The 19,809-nt window shown below is 68.0% G+C and carries 21 protein-coding genes; 15 read left to right on the forward strand and 6 right to left on the reverse strand.

Going from position 1 to position 19,809, the window contains the following annotated elements; genetic code table 11:
* Window positions 1-55 precede the first annotated feature (55 nt).
* The 6 genes from infA (at window position 56) to rplQ (ending at window position 3,134) form a co-directional block, all read left to right on the forward strand.
* On the forward strand, window positions 56-277 hold the full coding sequence (infA, locus tag ACZZZF_RS16190; protein WP_017201569.1) for a translation initiation factor IF-1: 222 nt from the start codon (window positions 56-58) through the stop codon (window positions 275-277).
* 64 nt (window positions 278-341) lie between these two features.
* Window positions 342-458: a 50S ribosomal protein L36 gene (rpmJ, locus tag ACZZZF_RS16195; RefSeq protein ID WP_033106073.1), complete on the forward strand. Its 117-nt coding sequence runs from the start codon at window positions 342-344 to the stop codon at window positions 456-458.
* Between the two features lie 155 nt (window positions 459-613).
* The gene (rpsM, locus tag ACZZZF_RS16200; protein WP_047524098.1) at window positions 614-988 is read left to right on the forward strand and encodes a 30S ribosomal protein S13; all 375 of its coding nucleotides are present in this window, start codon (window positions 614-616) and stop codon (window positions 986-988) included.
* Between the two features lie 31 nt (window positions 989-1,019).
* A complete protein-coding gene (gene rpsK / locus ACZZZF_RS16205; protein ID WP_045253826.1) occupies window positions 1,020-1,418 on the forward strand; it encodes a 30S ribosomal protein S11 in 399 nt (132 codons plus the stop codon).
* A gap of 135 nt (window positions 1,419-1,553) precedes the next feature.
* Window positions 1,554-2,543: a DNA-directed RNA polymerase subunit alpha gene (locus ACZZZF_RS16210; protein WP_042538798.1), complete on the forward strand. Its 990-nt coding sequence runs from the start codon at window positions 1,554-1,556 to the stop codon at window positions 2,541-2,543.
* A gap of 33 nt (window positions 2,544-2,576) precedes the next feature.
* Window positions 2,577-3,134, forward strand: coding sequence for a 50S ribosomal protein L17 (gene rplQ, locus ACZZZF_RS16215; RefSeq protein ID WP_053097470.1), 558 nt, complete (start codon window positions 2,577-2,579; stop codon window positions 3,132-3,134).
* 74 nt (window positions 3,135-3,208) lie between these two features.
* On the opposite strand, the gene ACZZZF_RS16220 is transcribed toward rplQ, so the two are convergent.
* Window positions 3,209-4,780 (reverse strand): AMP-binding protein, encoded by a 1,572-nt coding sequence (locus tag ACZZZF_RS16220; protein ID WP_463499576.1) that lies wholly within the window; start codon window positions 4,778-4,780, stop codon window positions 3,209-3,211.
* Between the two features lie 133 nt (window positions 4,781-4,913).
* Between ACZZZF_RS16220 and ACZZZF_RS16225 the strand changes: the two genes are divergently transcribed.
* The 5 genes from ACZZZF_RS16225 to ACZZZF_RS16245 all read left to right on the forward strand — a co-directional run bounded on the left by ACZZZF_RS16225 (window position 4,914) and on the right by ACZZZF_RS16245 (window position 8,234).
* On the forward strand, window positions 4,914-5,714 hold the full coding sequence (locus ACZZZF_RS16225) for a sulfite exporter TauE/SafE family protein (protein WP_295100788.1): 801 nt from the start codon (window positions 4,914-4,916) through the stop codon (window positions 5,712-5,714).
* Between the two features lie 60 nt (window positions 5,715-5,774).
* Window positions 5,775-6,230 carry an FAS1-like dehydratase domain-containing protein gene (locus tag ACZZZF_RS16230; RefSeq protein ID WP_056279753.1) on the forward strand — a complete coding sequence of 152 codons (456 nt, stop codon included), beginning with the start codon at window positions 5,775-5,777 and terminating at the stop codon, window positions 6,228-6,230.
* The gene (locus ACZZZF_RS16235; RefSeq protein ID WP_320490295.1) at window positions 6,230-6,628 is read left to right on the forward strand and encodes a MaoC/PaaZ C-terminal domain-containing protein; all 399 of its coding nucleotides are present in this window, start codon (window positions 6,230-6,232) and stop codon (window positions 6,626-6,628) included. Before ACZZZF_RS16230 ends, ACZZZF_RS16235 begins: the two co-directional genes overlap by 1 nt.
* On the forward strand, window positions 6,628-7,770 hold the full coding sequence (locus tag ACZZZF_RS16240) for a UDP-N-acetylmuramate dehydrogenase (RefSeq protein WP_463499578.1): 1,143 nt from the start codon (window positions 6,628-6,630) through the stop codon (window positions 7,768-7,770). Before ACZZZF_RS16235 ends, ACZZZF_RS16240 begins: the two co-directional genes overlap by 1 nt.
* Before the next feature lie 62 nt (window positions 7,771-7,832).
* Window positions 7,833-8,234 carry a VOC family protein gene (locus ACZZZF_RS16245; protein ID WP_285364024.1) on the forward strand — a complete coding sequence of 134 codons (402 nt, stop codon included), beginning with the start codon at window positions 7,833-7,835 and terminating at the stop codon, window positions 8,232-8,234.
* Window positions 8,235-8,252: 18 nt separating this feature from the next.
* Here ACZZZF_RS16245 and ACZZZF_RS16250 read toward each other — a convergent pair whose 3' ends face one another.
* Both ACZZZF_RS16250 and ald read right to left on the reverse strand, forming a co-directional pair.
* Window positions 8,253-9,452: a pyridoxal phosphate-dependent aminotransferase gene (locus ACZZZF_RS16250; RefSeq protein ID WP_053099212.1), complete on the reverse strand. Its 1,200-nt coding sequence runs from the start codon at window positions 9,450-9,452 to the stop codon at window positions 8,253-8,255.
* 86 nt (window positions 9,453-9,538) lie between these two features.
* The gene (gene ald, locus ACZZZF_RS16255; protein WP_053097463.1) at window positions 9,539-10,633 is read right to left on the reverse strand and encodes an alanine dehydrogenase; all 1,095 of its coding nucleotides are present in this window, start codon (window positions 10,631-10,633) and stop codon (window positions 9,539-9,541) included.
* 115 nt (window positions 10,634-10,748) lie between these two features.
* Between ald and ACZZZF_RS16260 the strand changes: the two genes are divergently transcribed.
* Together ACZZZF_RS16260 and ACZZZF_RS16265 are read left to right on the forward strand one after the other, a co-directional pair.
* Window positions 10,749-11,258 carry an Lrp/AsnC family transcriptional regulator gene (locus ACZZZF_RS16260; RefSeq protein ID WP_053097462.1) on the forward strand — a complete coding sequence of 170 codons (510 nt, stop codon included), beginning with the start codon at window positions 10,749-10,751 and terminating at the stop codon, window positions 11,256-11,258.
* Window positions 11,259-11,403: 145 nt separating this feature from the next.
* Window positions 11,404-12,474, forward strand: coding sequence for a helix-turn-helix domain-containing protein (locus ACZZZF_RS16265; RefSeq protein WP_463499581.1), 1,071 nt, complete (start codon window positions 11,404-11,406; stop codon window positions 12,472-12,474).
* Between the two features lie 453 nt (window positions 12,475-12,927).
* Here the strand turns inward: ACZZZF_RS16265 and ACZZZF_RS16270 are convergent, their stop codons facing one another.
* The 3 genes from ACZZZF_RS16270 to aceA all read right to left on the reverse strand — a co-directional run bounded on the left by ACZZZF_RS16270 (window position 12,928) and on the right by aceA (window position 16,491).
* Window positions 12,928-13,362, reverse strand: coding sequence for a hypothetical protein (locus tag ACZZZF_RS16270; RefSeq protein ID WP_053097460.1), 435 nt, complete (start codon window positions 13,360-13,362; stop codon window positions 12,928-12,930).
* Between the two features lie 111 nt (window positions 13,363-13,473).
* On the reverse strand, window positions 13,474-15,141 hold the full coding sequence (gene aceB, locus ACZZZF_RS16275; RefSeq protein WP_463499583.1) for a malate synthase A: 1,668 nt from the start codon (window positions 15,139-15,141) through the stop codon (window positions 13,474-13,476).
* A gap of 24 nt (window positions 15,142-15,165) precedes the next feature.
* Window positions 15,166-16,491, reverse strand: a complete 1,326-nt coding sequence (gene aceA / locus ACZZZF_RS16280; RefSeq protein WP_463499585.1) for an isocitrate lyase — start codon at window positions 16,489-16,491, stop codon at window positions 15,166-15,168.
* A gap of 136 nt (window positions 16,492-16,627) precedes the next feature.
* Between aceA and ACZZZF_RS16285 the strand changes: the two genes are divergently transcribed.
* Complete coding sequence (locus tag ACZZZF_RS16285; protein WP_053097458.1) at window positions 16,628-18,079, forward strand: helix-turn-helix domain-containing protein; 1,452 nt, start codon at window positions 16,628-16,630, stop codon at window positions 18,077-18,079.
* 155 nt (window positions 18,080-18,234) lie between these two features.
* On the forward strand, window positions 18,235-19,788 hold the full coding sequence (locus tag ACZZZF_RS16290) for a glucoamylase family protein (RefSeq protein ID WP_463499588.1): 1,554 nt from the start codon (window positions 18,235-18,237) through the stop codon (window positions 19,786-19,788).
* Window positions 19,789-19,809 lie beyond the last annotated feature (21 nt).

Below are 19,809 nucleotides of genomic sequence, written 5' to 3' on the forward strand. Positions count from 1 at the left end.
CGCAATCCAATCACCCACCGCAGATCGACCGGTCTGCAGAAGCGTCAGCGAGGCTATGGCTAAGAAAGACGGTGTCATCGAGATCGAGGGCGTGATCTCCGAGGCTCTGCCCAACGCGATGTTCCGCGTTGAGCTCTCCAACGGACACAAGGTCCTTGCAACGATCTCAGGCAAGATGCGGCAGAACTACATCCGCATCATCCCCGAAGACCGTGTGGTCGTGGAGCTCAGCCCCTACGACCTGACCCGCGGACGAATCGTCTACCGCTACCGCTGATCGGTCGAGAAGTAACACCCCAGGCACTCAGCCTGCCCGGTGAAGACAGCGAATAGGACACATCATGAAGGTCAACCCCAGCGTCAAGCCCATGTGCGATCACTGCAAGGTGATCCGCCGTCACGGCCGCGTCATGGTCATCTGCAAGAGCAACCCGCGCCACAAGCAGCGCCAGGGCTGAGCGCCCGTCGGCGATGCCGACGGACTCTTCGGATCTGACTCACAACTCAATACACACAACGGCAGGATCAGATCCCACGCGAGTGGGGGACACCTCGGGGCGGAGGCCCGAGCACCGATCCTGCTCCACACCTCCACAACACTCAGGAGAACCGCATGGCACGTCTTGCCGGCGTTGACATCCCGCGCGATAAGCGCGTGGTGATCGCCCTTACCTACATCTACGGCGTCGGCCGTACCCGCTCGGTCGAGATCCTCAAGGCTACGGAGATCGACGAGAGCATCCGCGTGAAGGACCTCAGCGATGACCAGCTGATCGCCCTCCGCGACTACATCGAAGGCAACTACAAGGTGGAGGGTGACCTGCGCCGCGAGGTCGCCGCAGACATCCGCCGCAAGGTCGAGATCGGCTCCTACGAGGGCATCCGCCACCGTCGTGGCCTCCCGGTCCGTGGTCAGCGCACCAAGACCAACGCCCGTACCCGCAAGGGCCCGAAGCGCACCGTCGCAGGCAAGAAGAAGGCCCGCTAAGCGCGGCCCCAGGGACTAGGAGAACACTTTCATGGCTGCACCCAAGGCCGCCGCGCGCAAGCCGCGCCGCAAGGAAAAGAAGAACATCGCGCTGGGCCACGCCCACATCAAGTCGACGTTCAACAACACGATCGTCTCGATCACCGACCCGTCCGGCGCTGTCATCAGCTGGGCATCGTCGGGTGGCGTGGGCTTCAAGGGCTCGCGCAAGTCGACGCCCTACGCCGCTGGAATGGCTGCCGAGTCGGCCGCCCGCCAGGCGCAGGAGCACGGCGTCAAGAAGGTCGACGTCTTCGTCAAGGGACCGGGCTCGGGTCGCGAGACCGCGATCCGCTCGCTGACGGCCGCCGGCCTCGAGGTCGGCTCGATCCAGGACGTCACGCCGCAGGCGCACAACGGCTGCCGCCCGCCGAAGCGCCGCCGCGTCTGATCCGGCTTGTTGAGCCGCTCGGTCCTTCGGGTCCGAGCGGCTCGACGCCCGCCAGCGCGGGCATCGACTCCCAAAACTCAAGACCTCACCCCACCACATGTCATATAGCGGGCATGTGATCGAAAGGAACACAGAGTGCTTATTGCACAGCGTCCCACACTGACCGAGGAAAAGATCGTCGAGAACCGTAGCCGGTTCATCATCGAGCCTCTGGAGCCCGGCTTCGGATACACGATCGGCAACGCGCTTCGTCGCAGCCTGCTGTCGTCGATCCCCGGCGCCGCGGTCACCAGCGTTCGCATCGACGGCGTGCTGCACGAGTTCAGCACCATCCCCGGCGTGAAGGAGGATGTCACCGAGATCATCCTCAACATCAAGCAGCTCGTGGTCTCGTCGGAGCGCGACGAGCCCATCACCGCTTATCTGCGCAAGACCGGTTCGGGCGAAGTGACCGCCGCTGACATCTCGGCTCCGGCCGGTGTCGAGGTCCAGAACCCCGAGCTCGTCATCGCGACGCTCAACGAGACGGCGAAGTTCGAGCTCGAGCTCACGATCGAGCGTGGCCGCGGCTACGTCTCGGCGACGCAGAACCGCAACGAGTACGCCGAGGCCGGTCAGATCCCGATCGACTCGATCTACTCGCCGGTGCTCAAGGTCAGCTACCGCGTCGACGCCACCCGTGCGGGTGAGCGCACCGACTTCGACAAGCTCGTCCTCGACGTCGAGACCAAGTCCGCCATCAGCCCCCGCGACGCCGTCGCTTCGGCTGCGAAGACGCTCACCGAGCTGTTCGGTCTCGCCCGCGAGCTGAACGTCGAGGCTGAGGGCATCGAGATCGGCCCGGCACCGGTGGAGGCAGTGAACTCCAGCGAGCTGTCGATGCCGATCGAGGACCTCGACCTCTCCGTCCGCTCGTACAACTGCCTGAAGCGTGAGGGCATCAACACTGTTTCCGAGCTCGTCGCCCTGTCGGAGACGCAGCTCATGAACATCCGCAATTTCGGCCAGAAGTCGGTCGACGAGGTGCGCGACAAGCTCATCTCGCTCGGTCTGTCGCTCAAGGATTCGGTGCCCGGTTTCGACGGCGCCCACTTCTACGGCGGCAGCGAAGACGAGTCCTTCTGATACCCGACCTTTCTGACCAGGAGTTAGACGATTATGCCCAAGCCCACTAAGGGTCCCCGCCTCGGAGGCGGCCCCGCACACGAGCGCCTGCTGCTTGCCAACCTCGCGGCGGCTCTGTACACCCACAAGTCGATCAAGACGACCGAGACCAAGGCCAAGCGCCTGCGTCCGCTCGCCGAGCGCCTGATCACCTTCGCCAAGCGCGGAGACCTGCACGCTCGTCGTCGCGTTCTCTCGGTCATCGGCGACAAGAGCGTCGTGCACACGCTCTTCGCCGAGATCGCCCCGCTGGTCGCAGACCGTGAGGGTGGCTACACCCGAATCACGAAGGTCGGCAACCGCAAGGGTGACAACGCCCCCATGGCAGTGATCGAGCTCGTTCTCGAGCCCGTCACCCCCAAGGCGAAGTCCACCAAGAAGGCTGCCAAGGCTGAGAAGCCGGCCGAGGTCGTCGAGGAGGCTCCCGCTGAGGAGGCTCCCGTCGAGGAGGCTCCGGCAGACGAGACCGTCGAGGCCGGCGCCGAGTCGCAGGCCGAGGGCGAAGCAGCCGAGGCTGCCGCCGAGGACGCTGTCGAGAAGAAGTCCGAGTAAGCACCTCGCTCACTCGAAGAAGCCCGCCGCCCCGTGAGGGACGGCGGGCTTCTTCGTGTATCCGGCGTCTGGACTCAGCGTGCGCGCAGATCCTTGCGAAGGATCTTGCCGGATGCCGACTTGGGAATGGCGTCGATGAACTCGACCTGCCTCACCTTCTCATGAGGCGCGACATGGGCGGCGACGTGCGCCATCACCGCATCCGCGTCGAGGTCTGCTCCCTGCTGCGCGACCACGAACGCCTTGGGTACCTCCTGCCCATCCGCGTCGGGCACGCCGATCACGGCCGCATCGGCGATGGCCGGATGCTCGAGCAGGACCGCTTCGAGCACGGCCGGCGCGACCTGGTAGCCCTTGTACTTGATGAGCTCCTTGAGACGGTCGACGATCCGGAAGATGCCGTCGTGCGTCACCGTCGCGACGTCGCCGGTGTGGAGCCAGCCGTCGCTGTCGAGCATCTCGGCCGTCGCATCCGGCCGGTTGAGGTATCCGGCCATCACCTGGGGACCGCGGATCAGGAGCTCGCCGGGATCGCTTGCGCCCTCGGCCGGCGCAGTGACATCGGAGCCGTCCCCCGCGACGAGACGCGCCTCCGTGTTCGCGAGCAGCATCCCCACGGACGAGCGGTCGATGTCAGGGCGGTCGTACGGGATCGCGTGCGTGACCGGGCTCGTCTCCGTCATTCCGTAGCCCTGACAGACCGTGCACCCCAGCCGATCGGCCACTGCGGATGCGAGAGCGCCGTCGAGCGGAGCAGCCCCCGAGAAGATGACCTTGATCGCGGAGGTGTCGTACTGATCGATGAGCGGATGCTTCGCGAGCGCGACGGCGATCGGCGGCGCGATGAAGACCCAGCTCGTCCGGTGCTCCTGCACGACCCGGAGGAACTCCGTCAGGTCGAACTTCGGCATCGTGACAAGAGCCGCGCGCTGGCGCAGCGCGAAGTTCAGCAGCACCGTCATCCCGTAGATGTGGAAGAACGGCAGGACGGCGAGTACTCGGTCGTCGTCACCGAGAGAGATCGTCGAGCGGCACTGGCTGACGTTCGCGATCAAGTTGCGGTGGGTCAGCATGACGCCCTTGGGCCGGCCGGTCGTTCCCGAGGAGTAGGGGAGTACGGCGAGATGCGTCGCCGGGTCGAAGCTCACTTCGGGAGCGGGGCGACCCTCGCCGAGCAGGGCAGGCAGCGATGGATGCCCCTCGGCGCCGTCGAGGACGATCACGTGGTCGTCGGCGAGTCCGACGGCGTCCGCGGCGGCCTTCGCGCCCGGCAGCAGCGGCGAGACGGTGATCAGCCACGTCGCCTCGGCATCGGTCAGCTGGTTCGCGATCTCCTCGGCCGTGTACAGGGAGTTGATCGTGGTCGCCGTCGCTCCTGCCCGCAGGATGCCGTGGAAGACCGTCGCGAAGGCGGGGATGTTGGGACAGAGGACCCCGACCTTCGTCCCGACGTCCACCCCTCGCGCTGCGAGCGCGCCCGCGAAGAGGTCGATCTGGGCGATCAGCTGACGGTAGGTCGTGGTGGCGCCGCTGACTCCGTCGACGAGGGCGACCGCGTCGAGACGGTCTTCCTCGACGTCTCCGAAGAGGAACTGGTGGATCGAGACCGCGGGGATCTCGACATCGGGATAGGAACTGCGCACCATGAGATCTCCTTCGATCCGGGTCATCGACGACGCCGTCTGATGCGATCCAGTGTCGCACAGGAGGAGACCCGGTCCCAGGGGTATGGAGGACACATGACCGAGGTGCCGGTGCGGCGGAGAGTAGGCTGATCCGGTGAGCGATGCAGAGACCCCGAGCAGAGGGCCTCGCGCCTATACGGCATTCATCGGAATCGGCCTGATCGCAGGCCTCCTCTCCGGCCTCTTCGGCGTCGGCGGCGGCACGGTGATCGTTCCGCTGCTCGTGCTCTTCCTGCATTTCAATCAGCGTCTCGGCGCCGGCACGTCGCTCGCCGCGATCGTCCCGACGGCGACGGTGGGCGTGATCTCCTACGCGATCAACGGATCGGTGGCGTGGATCCCCGCTCTGATCCTGGCGGCAGGCGCCGTGGTGGGTGCGCAGATCGGCACGCGGCTGCTGCCGAAGATCTCGCAGACGGTGCTGCGCTGGTTCTTCGTCGGCTTCCTGGTGATCGTGATCGTGAGCCTGTTCCTGGTCGTCCCTTCGCGCGACGCCGAGTTCGAGCTGGAGCTGCTCAACGGGCTCGCGCTGCTCGCGGTCGGAGTCGGCACCGGAGTCCTCGCCGGTCTGATCGGTGTCGGCGGGGGCGTGATCGTGGTGCCCGTGCTGATGCTCGCATTCGGCACGAGCGACCTCGTGGCCAAGGGCACGTCGCTGCTCATGATGATCCCGACCGCGATCTCGGGCACCATCGGCAACCTGCGCAATCACAACGTCGATCTCGTCGCCGCGGCGATCGTCGGGGTCTCCGCCTGCACGACCACCGCGCTCGGAGCCTGGCTGGCCACCCTGATCGACCCCACGGTGGGCAACATGCTGTTCGCGGCATACCTCGTGGTGATCGCGGTGCAGATGGCGATGAAGGCGATCAAGGGGCGCAAGAAGAAGGACTGAACGCCCTTAGTTCCGGCTTACGGGCACCGTGCCCCATGACCGAGAAAGTAGGATCGAGGGGTGGCAGTCAACCAAGATCTGGTCGGCCGGGAGTTCCCGCCGACATCCCCCTACCTCGTCGGCCGTGAGAAGGTGCGTGAGTTCGCGCGTGCCGTCTTCGCCGACGCACCGCAGCACACCGACGTCGAGGCGGCTCGCGCAGCCGGTTTCGCCGACGTCGTCGCGCCCCCGACGTTCGCGATGGTCATCCAGGACCACACCCTCCAGCAGCTCCTCGCCGAACCGGACTCCGGCATCGTCCTGGCGCGCACGATCCACGCCGAGCAGAAGTTCGCGTACTCGCGCCCCATCGTCGCGGGTGACGAGCTCACAGGTCGACTGCGCGTGACCGGCATCCGCATGATGGGCGGAAACGCCATGATCACCAGCGCGGCCGAGATCACGGATGCCGATGGCGAGCACGTCGTCACCGCCACCAGCGTGCTGCTGGTCGGCGCGGAAGAAGGAGCCGAGTGATGCCGTTCGCTGTCGGAGACGTCGTCGCGGAGCGCACCGTCCATCTCACCCGGGAATCGCTCGTGCGGTACGCAGGAGCATCGGGTGACTTCAATCCGATCCACTACCGGGACGACGTCGCCGCCGAGGTGGGTCTGCCGGGAGTGCTCGCGCACGGCATGCTCACGATGGGCATCGCGTCGTCGGTGGTCGTCGCGGCTCTCGAACCGGGAACGCGGATCCTCGACTACGGCGTGCGCTTCACCAAGCCGGTCGTGGTGCACCCGACCGAGGGAGCGGACCTCCACGTCATCGCGACCGTCGGTGCCGTCGACGACGAATCGACTCGGATCGATCTCAAGGTCACGTTCGCTGAGACGACGGTCCTCGTCAAGGCGCAGCTGCGCGTCGCCTCCTGATGGGTGGCGCTGTGCACGAGGTCGAGCCGCTGAGGCTCGCGACTCTCACGACCCTGCGCACGGGAGGCGCCCCGGAGCGCATGCTCGAGGCATCGACCACGGCGGAGCTGATCGACGCGCTCACCGATGTGTGGTCACGCGGCGACGAGTGGTTCGTGCTGGGCGGAGGATCCAACCTGTTCATCGGCGACGAGTCGTTCGAGGGGACGGTCATCCGCGTCCTCACCCGCGGCATCGAGGAGCTGCCCTCGCCGCACGCGGGACGCATCAGGCTGCGTGTGCAGGCCGGGCATGGCTGGGACGATCTCGTCGCCTATGCGGTCGAGCACGGTTACGCCGGTCTCGAGGCGATGAGCGGCATCCCGGGCACCGTCGGCGCCTCACCCGTGCAGAACATCGGGGCGTACGGGCAGGAGATCCAGGAGACCCTGGTCGAGGTCGAGCTGATCGACGAGGCCACCGGCGAGGTATCGGTGGTGCCGGCATCCGAACTGGGGCTCGGTTTCCGCACTTCCGTGCTCAAGCATCACTACGGCAGCGTGCCGCAGCGTCGGGCCGTCATCCTGTCGGTCACGGTCGACCTTCTCGTCGCTGACGAGCGCGTGGTGCGCGGCGAGCAGCTCAGGAGGGCGCTGGGTCTGGACTCCGACGCCCCGGTGCCGCTGACCTGGGTGCGCGAGCGGATCCTCGCCACCCGCGCCTCGAAGGGGATGCTGCTCGACGAGAACGATCCGGACACCCATGGCGTCGGCTCGTTCTTCCAGAATGCGATCGTGCCGGAGGTCGTGGCCCGTGCTCTGCCGCCCGAGTGCCCGCGGTGGCCGGTGACCCCGGATCTGGATACCGTCACGGTGATCCCGCTCGCCTCGTACGACGGGTATGTCCCTCCCGCCAAGCCGGAGGCCCCCGACGTCAAGGTGAGCGCAGCGTGGCTGATCGAGCAGGCCGGAATCCGCAAGGGGTTCAAGCTGCCGCGCTCGCGCGCCTCGGTCTCGACGAAGCACGCGCTCGCCCTCACCAACCGGGGCGGGGCGACAGCGGCCGAGGTCTCGGAGCTCGCACGATTCATCCAGAACCGCGTCCATTCGGAGTTCGGTCTCGTGCTGCAGCCGGAGCCCGTGCTGCTCGGCGTCGAGCTCTGAGTCGCGACGCAGCGAGCCCGCGCCCGCCTGACAACGTCGCCCGTTCGCCGTACACTCGCGGCATGAGCGGACTGATCCCGTACCTGCTGTTTCCCGGAAACGCGGCCGAAGCGCTGGAGCACTACCGTGACGTCTTCGGAGGAGAGCTTCAGCTCGTCGACTATGCCAGTGCGGGTCGTGCAGACGGTCCGGCCGATGCGGTCGCCCACGGGCAGCTCTCAGGACCGGTCGAACTGGCGGGAGCGGATGCCGGTGCGGACGACGATGCCGTGCAGATGAGCGGGATGTTCCTCTCTCTGCTCGGCACCGCCGACGCGTCGACGCTGACGAGCTGGTTCGACCGGCTGTCAGAGCATGGCCGAGTGACCGACGCCCTGCAGAAGCGCGTGTGGGGTGACTACGACGGCACCGTCACCGACCGCTACGGCATCCGCTGGCTGATCGGCTTCCACGACGAGGAGTGATCTCGTCGCAGACCGGCCTCAGGCGAACAGACGCTGCAGTCGCTGCACACCCTCGAGGAGCTGGTCGTCGCCGAGCGCGTACGACATGCGGATGTACCCAGAGGGACCGAATGCCTCGCCCGGGACGACGGCCACCTCGGCCTGCTCGAGGATGAGGTCGGCGAGCTCGAGCGAGGTCGTCGGCGTCTTGCCGCCCCACGTGCGTCCGAGCAGACCCTGCACGTCGGGGTAGACGTAGAAGGCGCCCAGCGGGTTCGGCACCACGAGTCCGTCGATCTTCGACAGTTCGGACACGATGAGGCGGCGGCGGCGGTCGAACGCCTCGCGGAACTGCTCGGCTTCGGTCTGGGGCCCGTTGAGGGCAGCGATCGCCGCCTTCTGTGCGACGTTGTTGACGTTGCTCGACAGGTGGGACTGCAGGTTCGCGGCGACCTTGATGGCATCCGCCGGTCCGACCATCCAGCCCACGCGCCAGCCGGTCATGGCGTAGGTCTTCGCGACGCCGTTGACGAGGATCGTCTGCCCCGCCACCGCGGGCACAGCCTCGACGATGGAGGTCGCCTTGACGCCCTCATAGGTGAGGTTCTGGTAGATCTCGTCGGAGATGACCCAGATGCCGTGCTCGAGTGCCCACTCGCCGATCGCCGCCGTCTCCTCGGCCGTGTACACGGATCCGGTGGGGTTGGAGGGCGACACGAACACGAGCGCGGTCGTGCGCTCGGTGCGAGCGGCCTCGAGCTGGTCGACGGTGACCTTGTAGTCCTGATCGGCGCCCGCGAAGACCTCGACGGGCGTGCCGTCCGCAAGACGGATCGCCTCGGGGTAGGTCGTCCAGTACGGTGCCGGCAGAAGCACTTCGTCGCCCGGGTTCACCACCGCCTGGAACGCCTGGTAGACCGACTGCTTGCCGCCGTTGGTCACGATGACCTGGCTCGGCGAGACCTCGAGGCCGGAGTCACGCAGCGTCTTCGCGGCGATCGCCTCGCGCAGCGCGGGCAGGCCCGGAGCCGGGGTGTACCGGTAGCTGGCGGGATCGGCGAGCGCCTCGGCGGCCGCGTCGACGATGAACTGCGGGGTCGCGAAATCGGGCTCGCCGGCGGCGTACGAGATGATCGGCTTGCCTTCGGCCTTGAGTGCCTTGGCCTTGGCGTCGACCTTGAGGGTCGCGGATTCGGCGATGGCGGAGAGCTTGCGGGAGAGAGGAGCGCGTTCGGTCACGACTACGAGCGTACCCGGGTCGACCCCGCCGATGACGGGTGAATGGTCGTCAAGAATCACGGTTCTTTCGTGCTGATGCTCTCCGCTCAGGCGGTGTGCATGCCGTGCGCGCGCGCGACGGCATCCAAGGTGATGCGGCCGCCCTGGACGTTGAGGCCCTGGGCCAGTGCGGCGTCGTCGGCTGCTGCACGCTCCCACCCCTTGCCGGCGATCGCCGAGACATAGGGGAGCGTGGCATTGGTCAATGCCCGCGTGGCCGTCTCGGGCACCGCGCCCGGCATGTTCGCGACGCAGTAGTAGATCGAATCGTGCACCGCGAACGTCGGGTCGTCGTGCGTCGTGGGGCGCGAGCCTTCGAAGCATCCGCCCTGGTCGATGGCGATGTCGACCAGCACGGATCCGGGCTTCATGGTCGCGACCATGTCGTCGGTCACGAGCTTCGGCGCCGCAGCCCCGGGGATGAGCACGGATCCGATGACCAGGTCGGCCGTCGCGAGCTCTTCGGCGATGTCGTACCGGCTCGACGCGCGAGTCTGCAGAGCACCGCCGTAGCGGTGCTCGAGCTCGCGGAGTCGCGGCAGCGAGATGTCGATGACGGTCACCTGTGATCCGAGCCCGAGCGCGTTCGCGGCCGCGTGCTCACCGGCGACACCGCCGCCGATCACGACGGTCTTGGCGCGCGGTGCGCCCGCGATGCCTCCCATGAGCACGCCCCGTCCTCCTGCGGATCGCATGAGGGAGTATGACCCCATCGTCACGGACAGGCGCCCCGCGATCTCGCTCATCGGCACGAGCAGAGGGAGGCTGCGGTCGGGCAGCTGCACCGTCTCGTAGGCGACGGCGGTGGTGCCCGCGTCGACGAGCGCCGTGGTCAGCGCCCGGTCGGCGGCGAGATGCAGGTAGGTGAAGAGGGTGAGATCCGAGCGCAGGAACCCGTACTCCTGGGCGATCGGCTCCTTGACCTTGATGAGCAGCTCCGCCTCGCCCCAGGTCTCCTCGGCGGTGTCGACGATCTCGGCACCGGCTATCCGGTAGGCCTCATCGGAGATGCCTGAACCGACGCCCGCTCCGGACTGTACGAGCACGCGGTGGCCCTCGTGCACCAGACGGTCTGCGCCTGCGGGGGTGAGCGCGGTGCGGTTCTCGTTGTTCTTGACCTCGGTCGGCACGCCGATCTTCATCGATCCTCCAAGTGACGGTTGCGTGAGTGCATTTCAGAATCGCAGAAACTTCGATCATTCGACAGAATGCCTGAAGAAGATTCGCGCTTCGGCTGATTCCTGCATAATCGTTCGTATGGAGACGTCACCCGAAACCCCTCAGCCGAATACCCTTCGGGCGCCGGCGCTCGACGCGATCGATGCGAGGATCGTACAGCTGCTGAGCGCGGACGGTCGGATGACGAACGCCGAGCTCGCGGGTCACCTCGGAGTCGCGCCGTCGACCGCGCACGCGCGTCTGCGCGCACTCGTCGAACGCGGAGTCATCAGCGGCTTCCATGCCAGCGTCGACGAGCGGAAGCTGGGCGCCGGCCTGCAGGCCATCATCGGAGTGAGCCTTCGACCGAGCGCTCGGCGCGAGAGCATCGTCGAGTTCGCCGACCGTGTGCGCGCCCTGCCGCAGGTGATCCAGGTCTTCTTCCTCGGCGGGGACGACGACTTCCTCCTGCACATCGCGGTGGCCGACTCATCGGAGATGCGCGAGTTCGTGCTCGAGCATCTCTCGGCCCAGAGCAGCGTCGCCTCGACCAGGACCAGCATCGTGTTCGACTACCACCGCAACTCGGTGGCTGCGTCGTTCCGCTGACCCGCAAAACGGCTGGCGGCGCGCCGCTGTCGCGGGCGCACGCAACGTATATTGCATGGCTCCTGGCGCGAACCTAGGGTGAGGGCGGGGACGGAGCAGCCGATGCGCACGCGGCGGGCTTCCGCTGGGGGTTGCGATGGGGCGAATGATCGACGACGCGGAGTTGGCCGGCTGGCTCGCCCGGCTTTCGGGCGGACTGTGGTCGTCATCGATCGGAGGCGCCGAGACGCTCGCGTTTCCCTCGTGGTTCTCCGAGCAGGTCATTCGCCTCGACGGTCGAATCGGCATGCTGCAGCTGTCGAACTTCGGCGCGATGAAGGCCGACGACCCGGATGCGTTCGAGGCGGCGCTGCTTCGCAGGTCCATCGGCTCGACCATGCTCTACAGCACCCTCGAGACGGCGCACACCGTGAGCTACGAGCGAGCGATCGCCGAGGACGAGGACATCATCATCGTCGGGATGGTGCAGCAGGGCGGGCAGCGCCTGAACACCGCGGCGGGGGTGCAGGCGATGGGCGTCGGCCGCGTCGGCTTCATGTCGAGCCTGGGCCCATCGGCCGTCGAGCAGTTCGGGGTCACCAACTCGACCGGGGTCGTCGTTCCCGTGGCGGCCCTCCCCGGCTATCGGCACGTCCTCGCTCGAGGGGCCGACATGTTCCCGGACACCCCACTCACCCGGGCAGCGGGAGCCTCGCTCGCGCGGATGCTGTTCGAGTGGGCGCAGGATCCGGATCAGGGTCAGGGGGCGCTCGCCGGCACCGAGGCGGCGCTGATCGCGCTCGTGCGAGGGCTCTTCCGACAGTTCCCCGGCGACGGCGAGACCAGCCGGACGAGTGAGTTCCGCGCGGAGGCGGGGCGCATCATCGAGCGGCGGCATCGTGATCCGGCATTCGGCATCGCAGAGCTCGCCGCCGACCTGCACGTCAGCCGTCGCCAGCTGTTCCGCCTGTATGAAGGTGCCGACGAGAGCCCCGCGAACCGCTTGCTGCGTCGGCGTCTCGTGACGGCGCGCGAAGAGCTGCTGTCGACGCCCCCGCAGGACCTTGCGGCGGTCGCAGCCCGCTCCGGTTTCGCCGACGCGTCCGCGCTTCGGGCCCAGTTCTCCCGGCACGTGGGGCACAGTCCCAGTGCCTTCCGCCTCGCGGCCCGCACGCAGCCGCCGCGTCTCGCCGAGGCGATGCTGCTCAGCGACGAGCAGTCCGCCCCGACCGCCTGACCGAGGCCGGCCCATCGGGCCGACCCGGTCGGGGCTGTCCGTCGCGGACCGACGCGCGCGCCCGCGCGGGCCTGCCGTGTGCGGTCCGGCTGCTTCGCCGACCCCGACGGAGAGTGACACATGATCGCGAATCTGGTGCCAACGCGGGTTCTGCGTGCCGGGCCGAGCGCACCGGGTGACGCAACGTCCTGCGGCGCTTCCGGATCGTCGGAGCCGCTCCTAACCTGAACCTGCCCGTGTCCCCAGGCGGGCCATGACGGCAGATCGCGACGGAGCTCCGCTCCTGGCGCATCGGCCGTCACGGCTTCCGGACGCGGCGGGATCGCCCGTCCGGAAGTTCGGGGGACAGGCGCGAAAGCGTCGGGCATGACGGACCACCTGCGCGAGGGCGCGGGTGGACGTGCGGGTGCTTCGGTCAGGGGAGACCGGGGCACCCGCGAATCCCCCTCGGCGTCACGCGCCGAACGAGGAAGGCAGCGCGCAGTAGTCGGCGAAACGCCGCGTCGGAGCCGCCGGGTCCGTCACGTCGACGATCGCGCCGGCGATCGAGTGCGGGGACTCATCATCGGCGAGCTGCCACACGATGAAGTTCCAGATGCCCCTCGCCGTCGGGCTGAGCAGCGCTGCCGGGCCCGAGACGATCAGGACCGTCGCCGGATCGGAGCCGGTGCGGAACGGAGCGATCACGTCGCCGCGCAACGCCGCTTCATCGGCATCCGCGCTGTGCGCACGCTCGACGTGCTGCCCGGCGGCGATCAGCGCCGTCGCGAGGTCGTCCGCCGCTCGACGCGAGCGCTCGGCATCCGCTCCGGCGACCGCGATCAGTCGGCGCCCTCGCGGGTAGAGGTGAAGGAACTCGGACGAGATGTCGGACCACACGTCGCTCATGTTCTCAGGCTACGCCCGCCGGCGGCGGCGGGCTCCGGCGGTCCTCCGCATCACGCACGAGGAGCCCCTCGGCTGCCGATGGCGGCATCCGAGGGGCTCCTCGTCAGAGTCTCAGGCCTCCTCGACGAGGAACCTGCTGTAGGCGCCGAGTGTGAGGAACGCCGGGAACTCCTCCTGCAGGGCGACGTCGCGGAACACCGAGGCGGCATCGTCGAACCTGTCGCCGTCGTGCCGGTCGACCTCGCCGAGGACCTCCGCGATCAGGCTCTCGACGTAGTCGGCGGTGATCGCGGTGCCGTCCTCGGTGGAGCGGTCCTGGTGGATCCACTGCCACACCTGCGAACGGCTGATCTCCGCCGTCGCGGCATCCTCCATCAGGTTGTCGATCGCCACGGCGCCAAGCCCTCGCAGCCATGCCTCGAGGTAGCGGATGGCCACCGACACGTTGTCGCGCACACCCTGCGCGGTGATCGGCCGCCCGATGTGCAGGTCGAGCAGCTGCGACGCGGTCACCATGACCTCGGGGCGCTGGCGGCCGACCTGGTTCGGGTGGTCGCCGAGCACGGCGTCGAACTCGGCCAGCGCTGTGGGGACCAGATCGGGGTGCGCGACCCACGTGCCGTCGAAGCCGTCGCCGGCCTCGCGCTTCTTGTCGGCGGAGACCTTCTCGATCGCCCGCTCGGTCACCTCGGGGTCGCGGCGGTTCGGGATGAAGGCGCTCATGCCGCCGATCGCGTAGGCGCCCCGCTTGTGGCAGGTCTGCACGAGCAGCTCGGTGTACGCCCGCATGAACGGCACCGTCATCGTGACCTCACTGCGGTCGGGGAGCACGAAACGCGCGCCGCGGCCGCGGTAGTTCTTGATGATCGAGAAGATGTAGTCCCAGCGCCCGGCGTTGAGACCCGCGCAGTGGTCGCGCAGCTCGTAGAGGATCTCGTCCATCTCGAAGGCCGCGGGCAGGGTCTCGATCAGCACGGTCGCGCGGACGGTGCCGTGCGGGATGCCGATGTACTCCTCGCTGAAGGAGAACACGTCGTCCCACAGCTTCGCCTCCTCGCTCGACTCGATCTTCGCGATGTAGAAGTAGGGGCCCCGACCGTTCGCGATGAGCTCCTGCGCGTTGTGGAAGAAGTACAGGCCGAAGTCGACGAGCGAGCCGGATGCCGCCGTGCGGCGCCCCGCGCGGTCGGTGAACTGCAGGTGCTTCTCCGGCAGATGCCAGCCACGCGGACGCATCACGATCGTCGGTGTGCGCTCGGCGGTGACGTGGTACTCCTTGCCTTCGGGGGAGCGGAAGGACAGCTCGCCGCGGATCGCGTCGCGCAGCGACAGCTGCCCCTCGACGACGTTCTTCCAGGTCGGACTCGTGGCATCCTCCTGGTCGGCGAGCCACACGCGAGCACCCGAGTTCAGCGCGTTGATCGTCATCTTCGGGTCGGTCGGACCCGTGATCTCGACGCGGCGGTCCTCGAGACCCGGCCCCGCGCCTGCGACCCGCCAGTCGGCATCCGCGCGGATGTGCGCGGTATCGTCGCGGAAGCGCGGGTCGTGGCCGTTGCCGATCTCGAACCGACGGCGCATCCGGTCGGCGAGCCGATCGTGGCGGCGCGAGGCGAACCGGTGGTGCAGCTCGGTGAGGAACGCGGTCGCCTCGGGGGTGAGGATCTCGTCGTAGCGGTCGCGCAGCGGACCGGTGACCGCGATCGCCGGACCCTGCTGCGTGGTCTGGATCGGAGCCGTGGTCGGGCTGGTGGTCGGGGGAGCGATGGGAGTGGTCATGATCGTGTGTCCTTCACAAGTGGCTCAGTGGAACTGCGCGGCTTCGGTGGAGCCGGCGAGGGCGAGGGTCGCGCTGTCGGGGTTGAGCGCGGTAGAGATGACGTCGAAGTAGCCGGTGCCCGCCTCGCGCTGGTGCTTGGTGGCGGTGTAGCCGTTCGCCTCCGCGGCGAACTCGGCCTCCTGCAGCTCGACGTACGCGCTCATGGCGCGTTCGGCGTAGCCACGGGCGAGGTCGAACATCGAGTGGTTCAGGGCGTGGAAGCCGGCGAGCGTGATGAACTGGAACTTGTAGCCCAGGTCAGCCAGCTCCTGCTGGAACGTCGCGATCTCGGCGTCCGACAGGTGGCGCTTCCAGTTGAAGCTCGGTGAGCAGTTGTAGGCGAGCAGCTTGCCCGGGAACTCGGCATGGATCGCGGCGGCGAACTCACGTGCCAGCTCGATGTCGGGTTCACCCGTCTCGACCCACAGCAGATCGGCGTAGGGCGCGAATGCGAGGCCTCGGCTGATGACCGACTCGATGCCGGCGCGGATGCGGTAGAAGCCCTCGGTCGTGCGCTCGCCGGTGGTGAACTGCTGGTCGCGCTCGTCGACATCGCTGGTGAGCAGGTCGGCCGCGAGAGCATCCGTCCTGGCGATGATCACCGTCGGGACTCCGGCCACGTCGGCGGCGAGACGCGCGGCGTTCAGGGTGCGGATGTGCTGCTGCGTCGGCACGAGCACCTTTCCGCCGAGGTGGCCGCACTTCTTCTCGCTCGCGAGCTGGTCCTCCCAGTGGATGGCTGCGGCACCGGCCTGGATCAGCGACTGCGCGAGCTCGTAGGCGTTGAGCGGTCCTCCGAAGCCCGCCTCGGCGTCGGCGACGATCGGCGCGAGCCAGTCCTGCGTGACGTCGCCCTCGGCGTGCTCGAGCTGGTCCTGACGGATCAGCGCGTTGTTGATGCGACGCACGACCGCGGGCACCGAGTTGGCGGGGTACAGCGACTGGTCGGGGTAGGTCTGACCGGCGAGGTTGCCGTCGGCCGCGACCTGCCAGCCCGAGAGGTAGATGGCCTTGAGGCCCGCCCGCACCTGCTGCACCGCCTGCCCGCCTGTGTAGGCGCCCAGTGCCCGGACGTAGTCCTCGGTGTGCAGCAGGTTCCACAGGTTCTCGGCTCCGCGGTGCGCGAGCGTCGCGTCCTCGCGGACCGAGCCGCGGACGCGGATGACGTCCTCTGCCGTGTACGTGCGCTCGACGCCGTCCCAGCGGGGATCCGTCTCCCAGATCTCCCGGAGCTCGGCGGCCGTCTGAACCTGGTCCCCGGCGCGCAGCCCTGCGGGGCGAGGGGTGTGGTTCTGGGCGGTGTTCGTCATGGTGTCTCCTCCGTTGGATGCCCGGATCGTGAAGCCGGGTGGCGTGTTTCCACTGTGTGTGAAGTTCGCACCCTTCGATGGCCAATTGGGGAGTGAAGATCAGCCGAAATTCTGTTTCTGTGACAGAATCGGCCGCATGAGCACTCCAGCGGTCGAAGAAGACGCCGACGCCCTCACGATCGGACGCCGCATCCGTCAGCTGCGCACGGCGCGCGGGATGACCCTCGACGACCTCGCGGCGGCGGTCGATCGAGCGCCCAGCCAGATGTCGATGATCGAGACGGGCAAGCGCGAGCCCAAGCTCACGCAGCTGCAGTCGATCGCGCGCGCTCTCGGCGTCACGATCGACGCGCTGCTCGAGGGCGAGCCGCTCGATGAACGCAGTGCGATCGAGATCGCCCTCGAACGGGCCATGAAGGGGCAGACCTTCCAGGCTCTCGGCATCGAGCCCTTCCGGATCGCGAAGAGCATGCCGACGGACGCGCTCAAGGCCCTGCTCGCACTGCACGGCGAGATCGACCGACTCAAGGATGAGCGCGCGGCCACTCCCGAGGAGGCCAGGCGCGCGAACGTCGAGCTCCGCCACCTCATGCGGCGGCAGGACAACCACTTCGCCGATCTCGAGACGAAGGCGGCGGAGATCCTCGCGGCGGTCGGGCACCCTGGCGGACCCCTCACCCAGCGGACGGCCTCCGAGATCGCCGCGTACCTCGGATTCACCCTGCACTACGCCCCGGACCTGCCGCAGACCACCCGCAGCGTCGCCGACCTCGCGAACGGACGTCTGTACCTCTCGAGCAGCGTCCCGGCCAAGGGCGACGCACGGACCGCGGTGCTGCAGGCGCTGTCCAGCCGCATCCTCGGTCACTCCGAGCCGCGCAGCTATGCCGAGTTCCTGCGCCAGCGCGTCGAGACGAACTACCTCACCGGGGCGCTGCTGGTGCCGGAGGCCCACGTCGTGCCGGCGCTGAAGGATGCGAAGACGCGCAGGGCGATCTCGATCGAGGATCTGCGCGACGCGTACTCGGTGTCGTACGAGACCGCTGCGCACCGATTCACGAACCTCGCGACGCGCCACCTCGACATCCCCGTGCACTTCCTCAAGGTGCACGAGTCGGGCACGATCACGAAGGCGTACGAGAACGATGACGTGAACTTCCCGACCGATCGCCTCGGATCGATCGAGGGGCAGATGTGCTGCCGCCGATGGACCAGCCGCGTGGTGTTCGACGAGGACGACCGCTTCAACCCGTACTACCAGTACACGGACACGGGCAACGGCACCTACTGGTGCACGGCCCGCGTCGAGGCGTCGAGTGAGGGACTGCACTCGGTCAGCGTCGGCGTGCGATTCGACGACACGAAGTGGTTCGTCGGGCGCGACACCCCGCATCGCGGAGTCTCGAAGCACTCGGTCGAGGTGTGCTGCCGGCGGGCGCCCGCCGACCTCGAAGGGCGGTGGCGTGAGAACTCCTGGCCGAACGTCAGGACCCCGCGCACTCTGCTCGCCACACTGCCGACCGGGGCCTTCCCGGGCGTCGACACGACGGATGTGTACGAATTCCTCGAGGCGCACGCGCCGCGCTGAGCGCCCGTACGCGCCGCGCTGAGCGCCCGCACGCGCCGTCGATTCCGGTCGCCTTCCTGTCACGAGGAGGGGGTTGAGCGAACAACGAACACGTGTTAGGTTTTCGCAGGTCGGAGCGCCGCGCTCGGCGGCGCCGTTCTCGATGAGGAGACACGATGAAGCGATGGATGAGCACGCTGGCGACGATCGGACTCGTGACTGCGGGCCTGACGGTCGCCGGGCCCGCGACGGCCGGCGGTGGACGCCCCGGCACCGGTGACCTGAACCGCTGGGCGGTGGACACCTGGCACTCCCTCGACGCGATGACCGATGAGGAGACCGGCCTTCCCGCCGACAACGTGAGCGGCGACCTCGAGACGCCGAGCGCCTACACCTCGCCGACGAACATCGGCGGATACCTGTGGTCGACGGTCACGGCTCGCGACCTCGGAGTCATCAGCGACGAGGAGGCGCGCGATCGCATGTCGATGACGCTGGAGACGCTCGGAACCCTCGAGCGCAACGACGCCAGCGGCATGTTCTACAACTGGTACTCGCCGACGACCGGCGAGAAGCTCACGACATGGCCCGACTCGGGAGACCCGGTGCACCCGTTCCTCAGCACGGTCGACAACGGGTGGCTCGCCGCCGCACTGCGCATCGTCCGCGAAGCGGAGCCCGACCTCGCGCAGCAGGCGGACGCGCTGTACGACTCCATGGACTTCGCGGCGTTCTTCGACCCCGAAGGCGCGGCAGGACTCCCTGCAGGCACGAACCGCGGGGGCTTCTGGGATGCGGCTCCGCCGGACTGCAGCGTCGAGGCGCCGATGTACAACGGCTCGGGGGACACCGCGTTCTACACGTGCCACCACTACGACACGACCGTGAGCGAGAGCCGCATCGCGACCTACCTCGGCATCGCGAACGGTCAGATCCCGGCCACGGCCCTGTACGGCACGCATCGCACGATGCCTCCCGGGTGCGACTGGGCGTGGCAGGAGCAGCTCCCTCAGGGCGAGTACCGCACCTATGACGGCGTCGAGGTGTGGGAGGGCGCCTACGCATATGACGGGATGTCGTTCGTGCCGAGCTGGGGCGGCAGCATGTTCGAGTCGCTGATGCCCGACCTGCTCGTGCCGGAGACCACGTGGGGTCCGCGTTCGTGGAAGCTCAACCACCCGATCACCGTCGCCGTGCAGAAGCAGCACGGGCTGGACGAGGCCGGATACGGCTATTGGGGCTTCTCGCCCGCGAGCGACCCGTTCGGCGGGTACGCGGAGTACGGGGTCGACGTAGCCGGGATGCGGGCGGACGGGTACACCTCGGACGCGGAGAAGACCGACGTCGACATCGACAGGCCCGGATGCACCACGGGGACCGATCCCGCTCCGGAGTTCGGTGACGGGGTCGTGACGCCGCACGCCGCGTTCCTGGCGCTTCCGTACGATCGCACGGGCGCGCTCGACAACCTGCGCGGCATCGAGACGGACCTCGGCGCCTACGGCCCCGGCGGGTTCTTCGACGCGGTGGCGGTGAAGAGCGGCACGATCGCCGAGCGCTACCTGTCGCTCGACCAGTCGATGATCATGGCCGCGATCGGCAACGAGCTCACGAAAGATACACTCAAGGACTACTTCGTGGATCGCGACATGGAGCAGCGCCTGCGGCCCGCCATGCGGCAGCAGGTGTTCGGCTCGTCGTGGGGAACGGGGAACGGCCACCACGGCTGAGGTCCGCGCTTTCGCGCCGAG

It is taken from the genome of Microbacterium sp. AC215 (assembly GCF_979258645.1).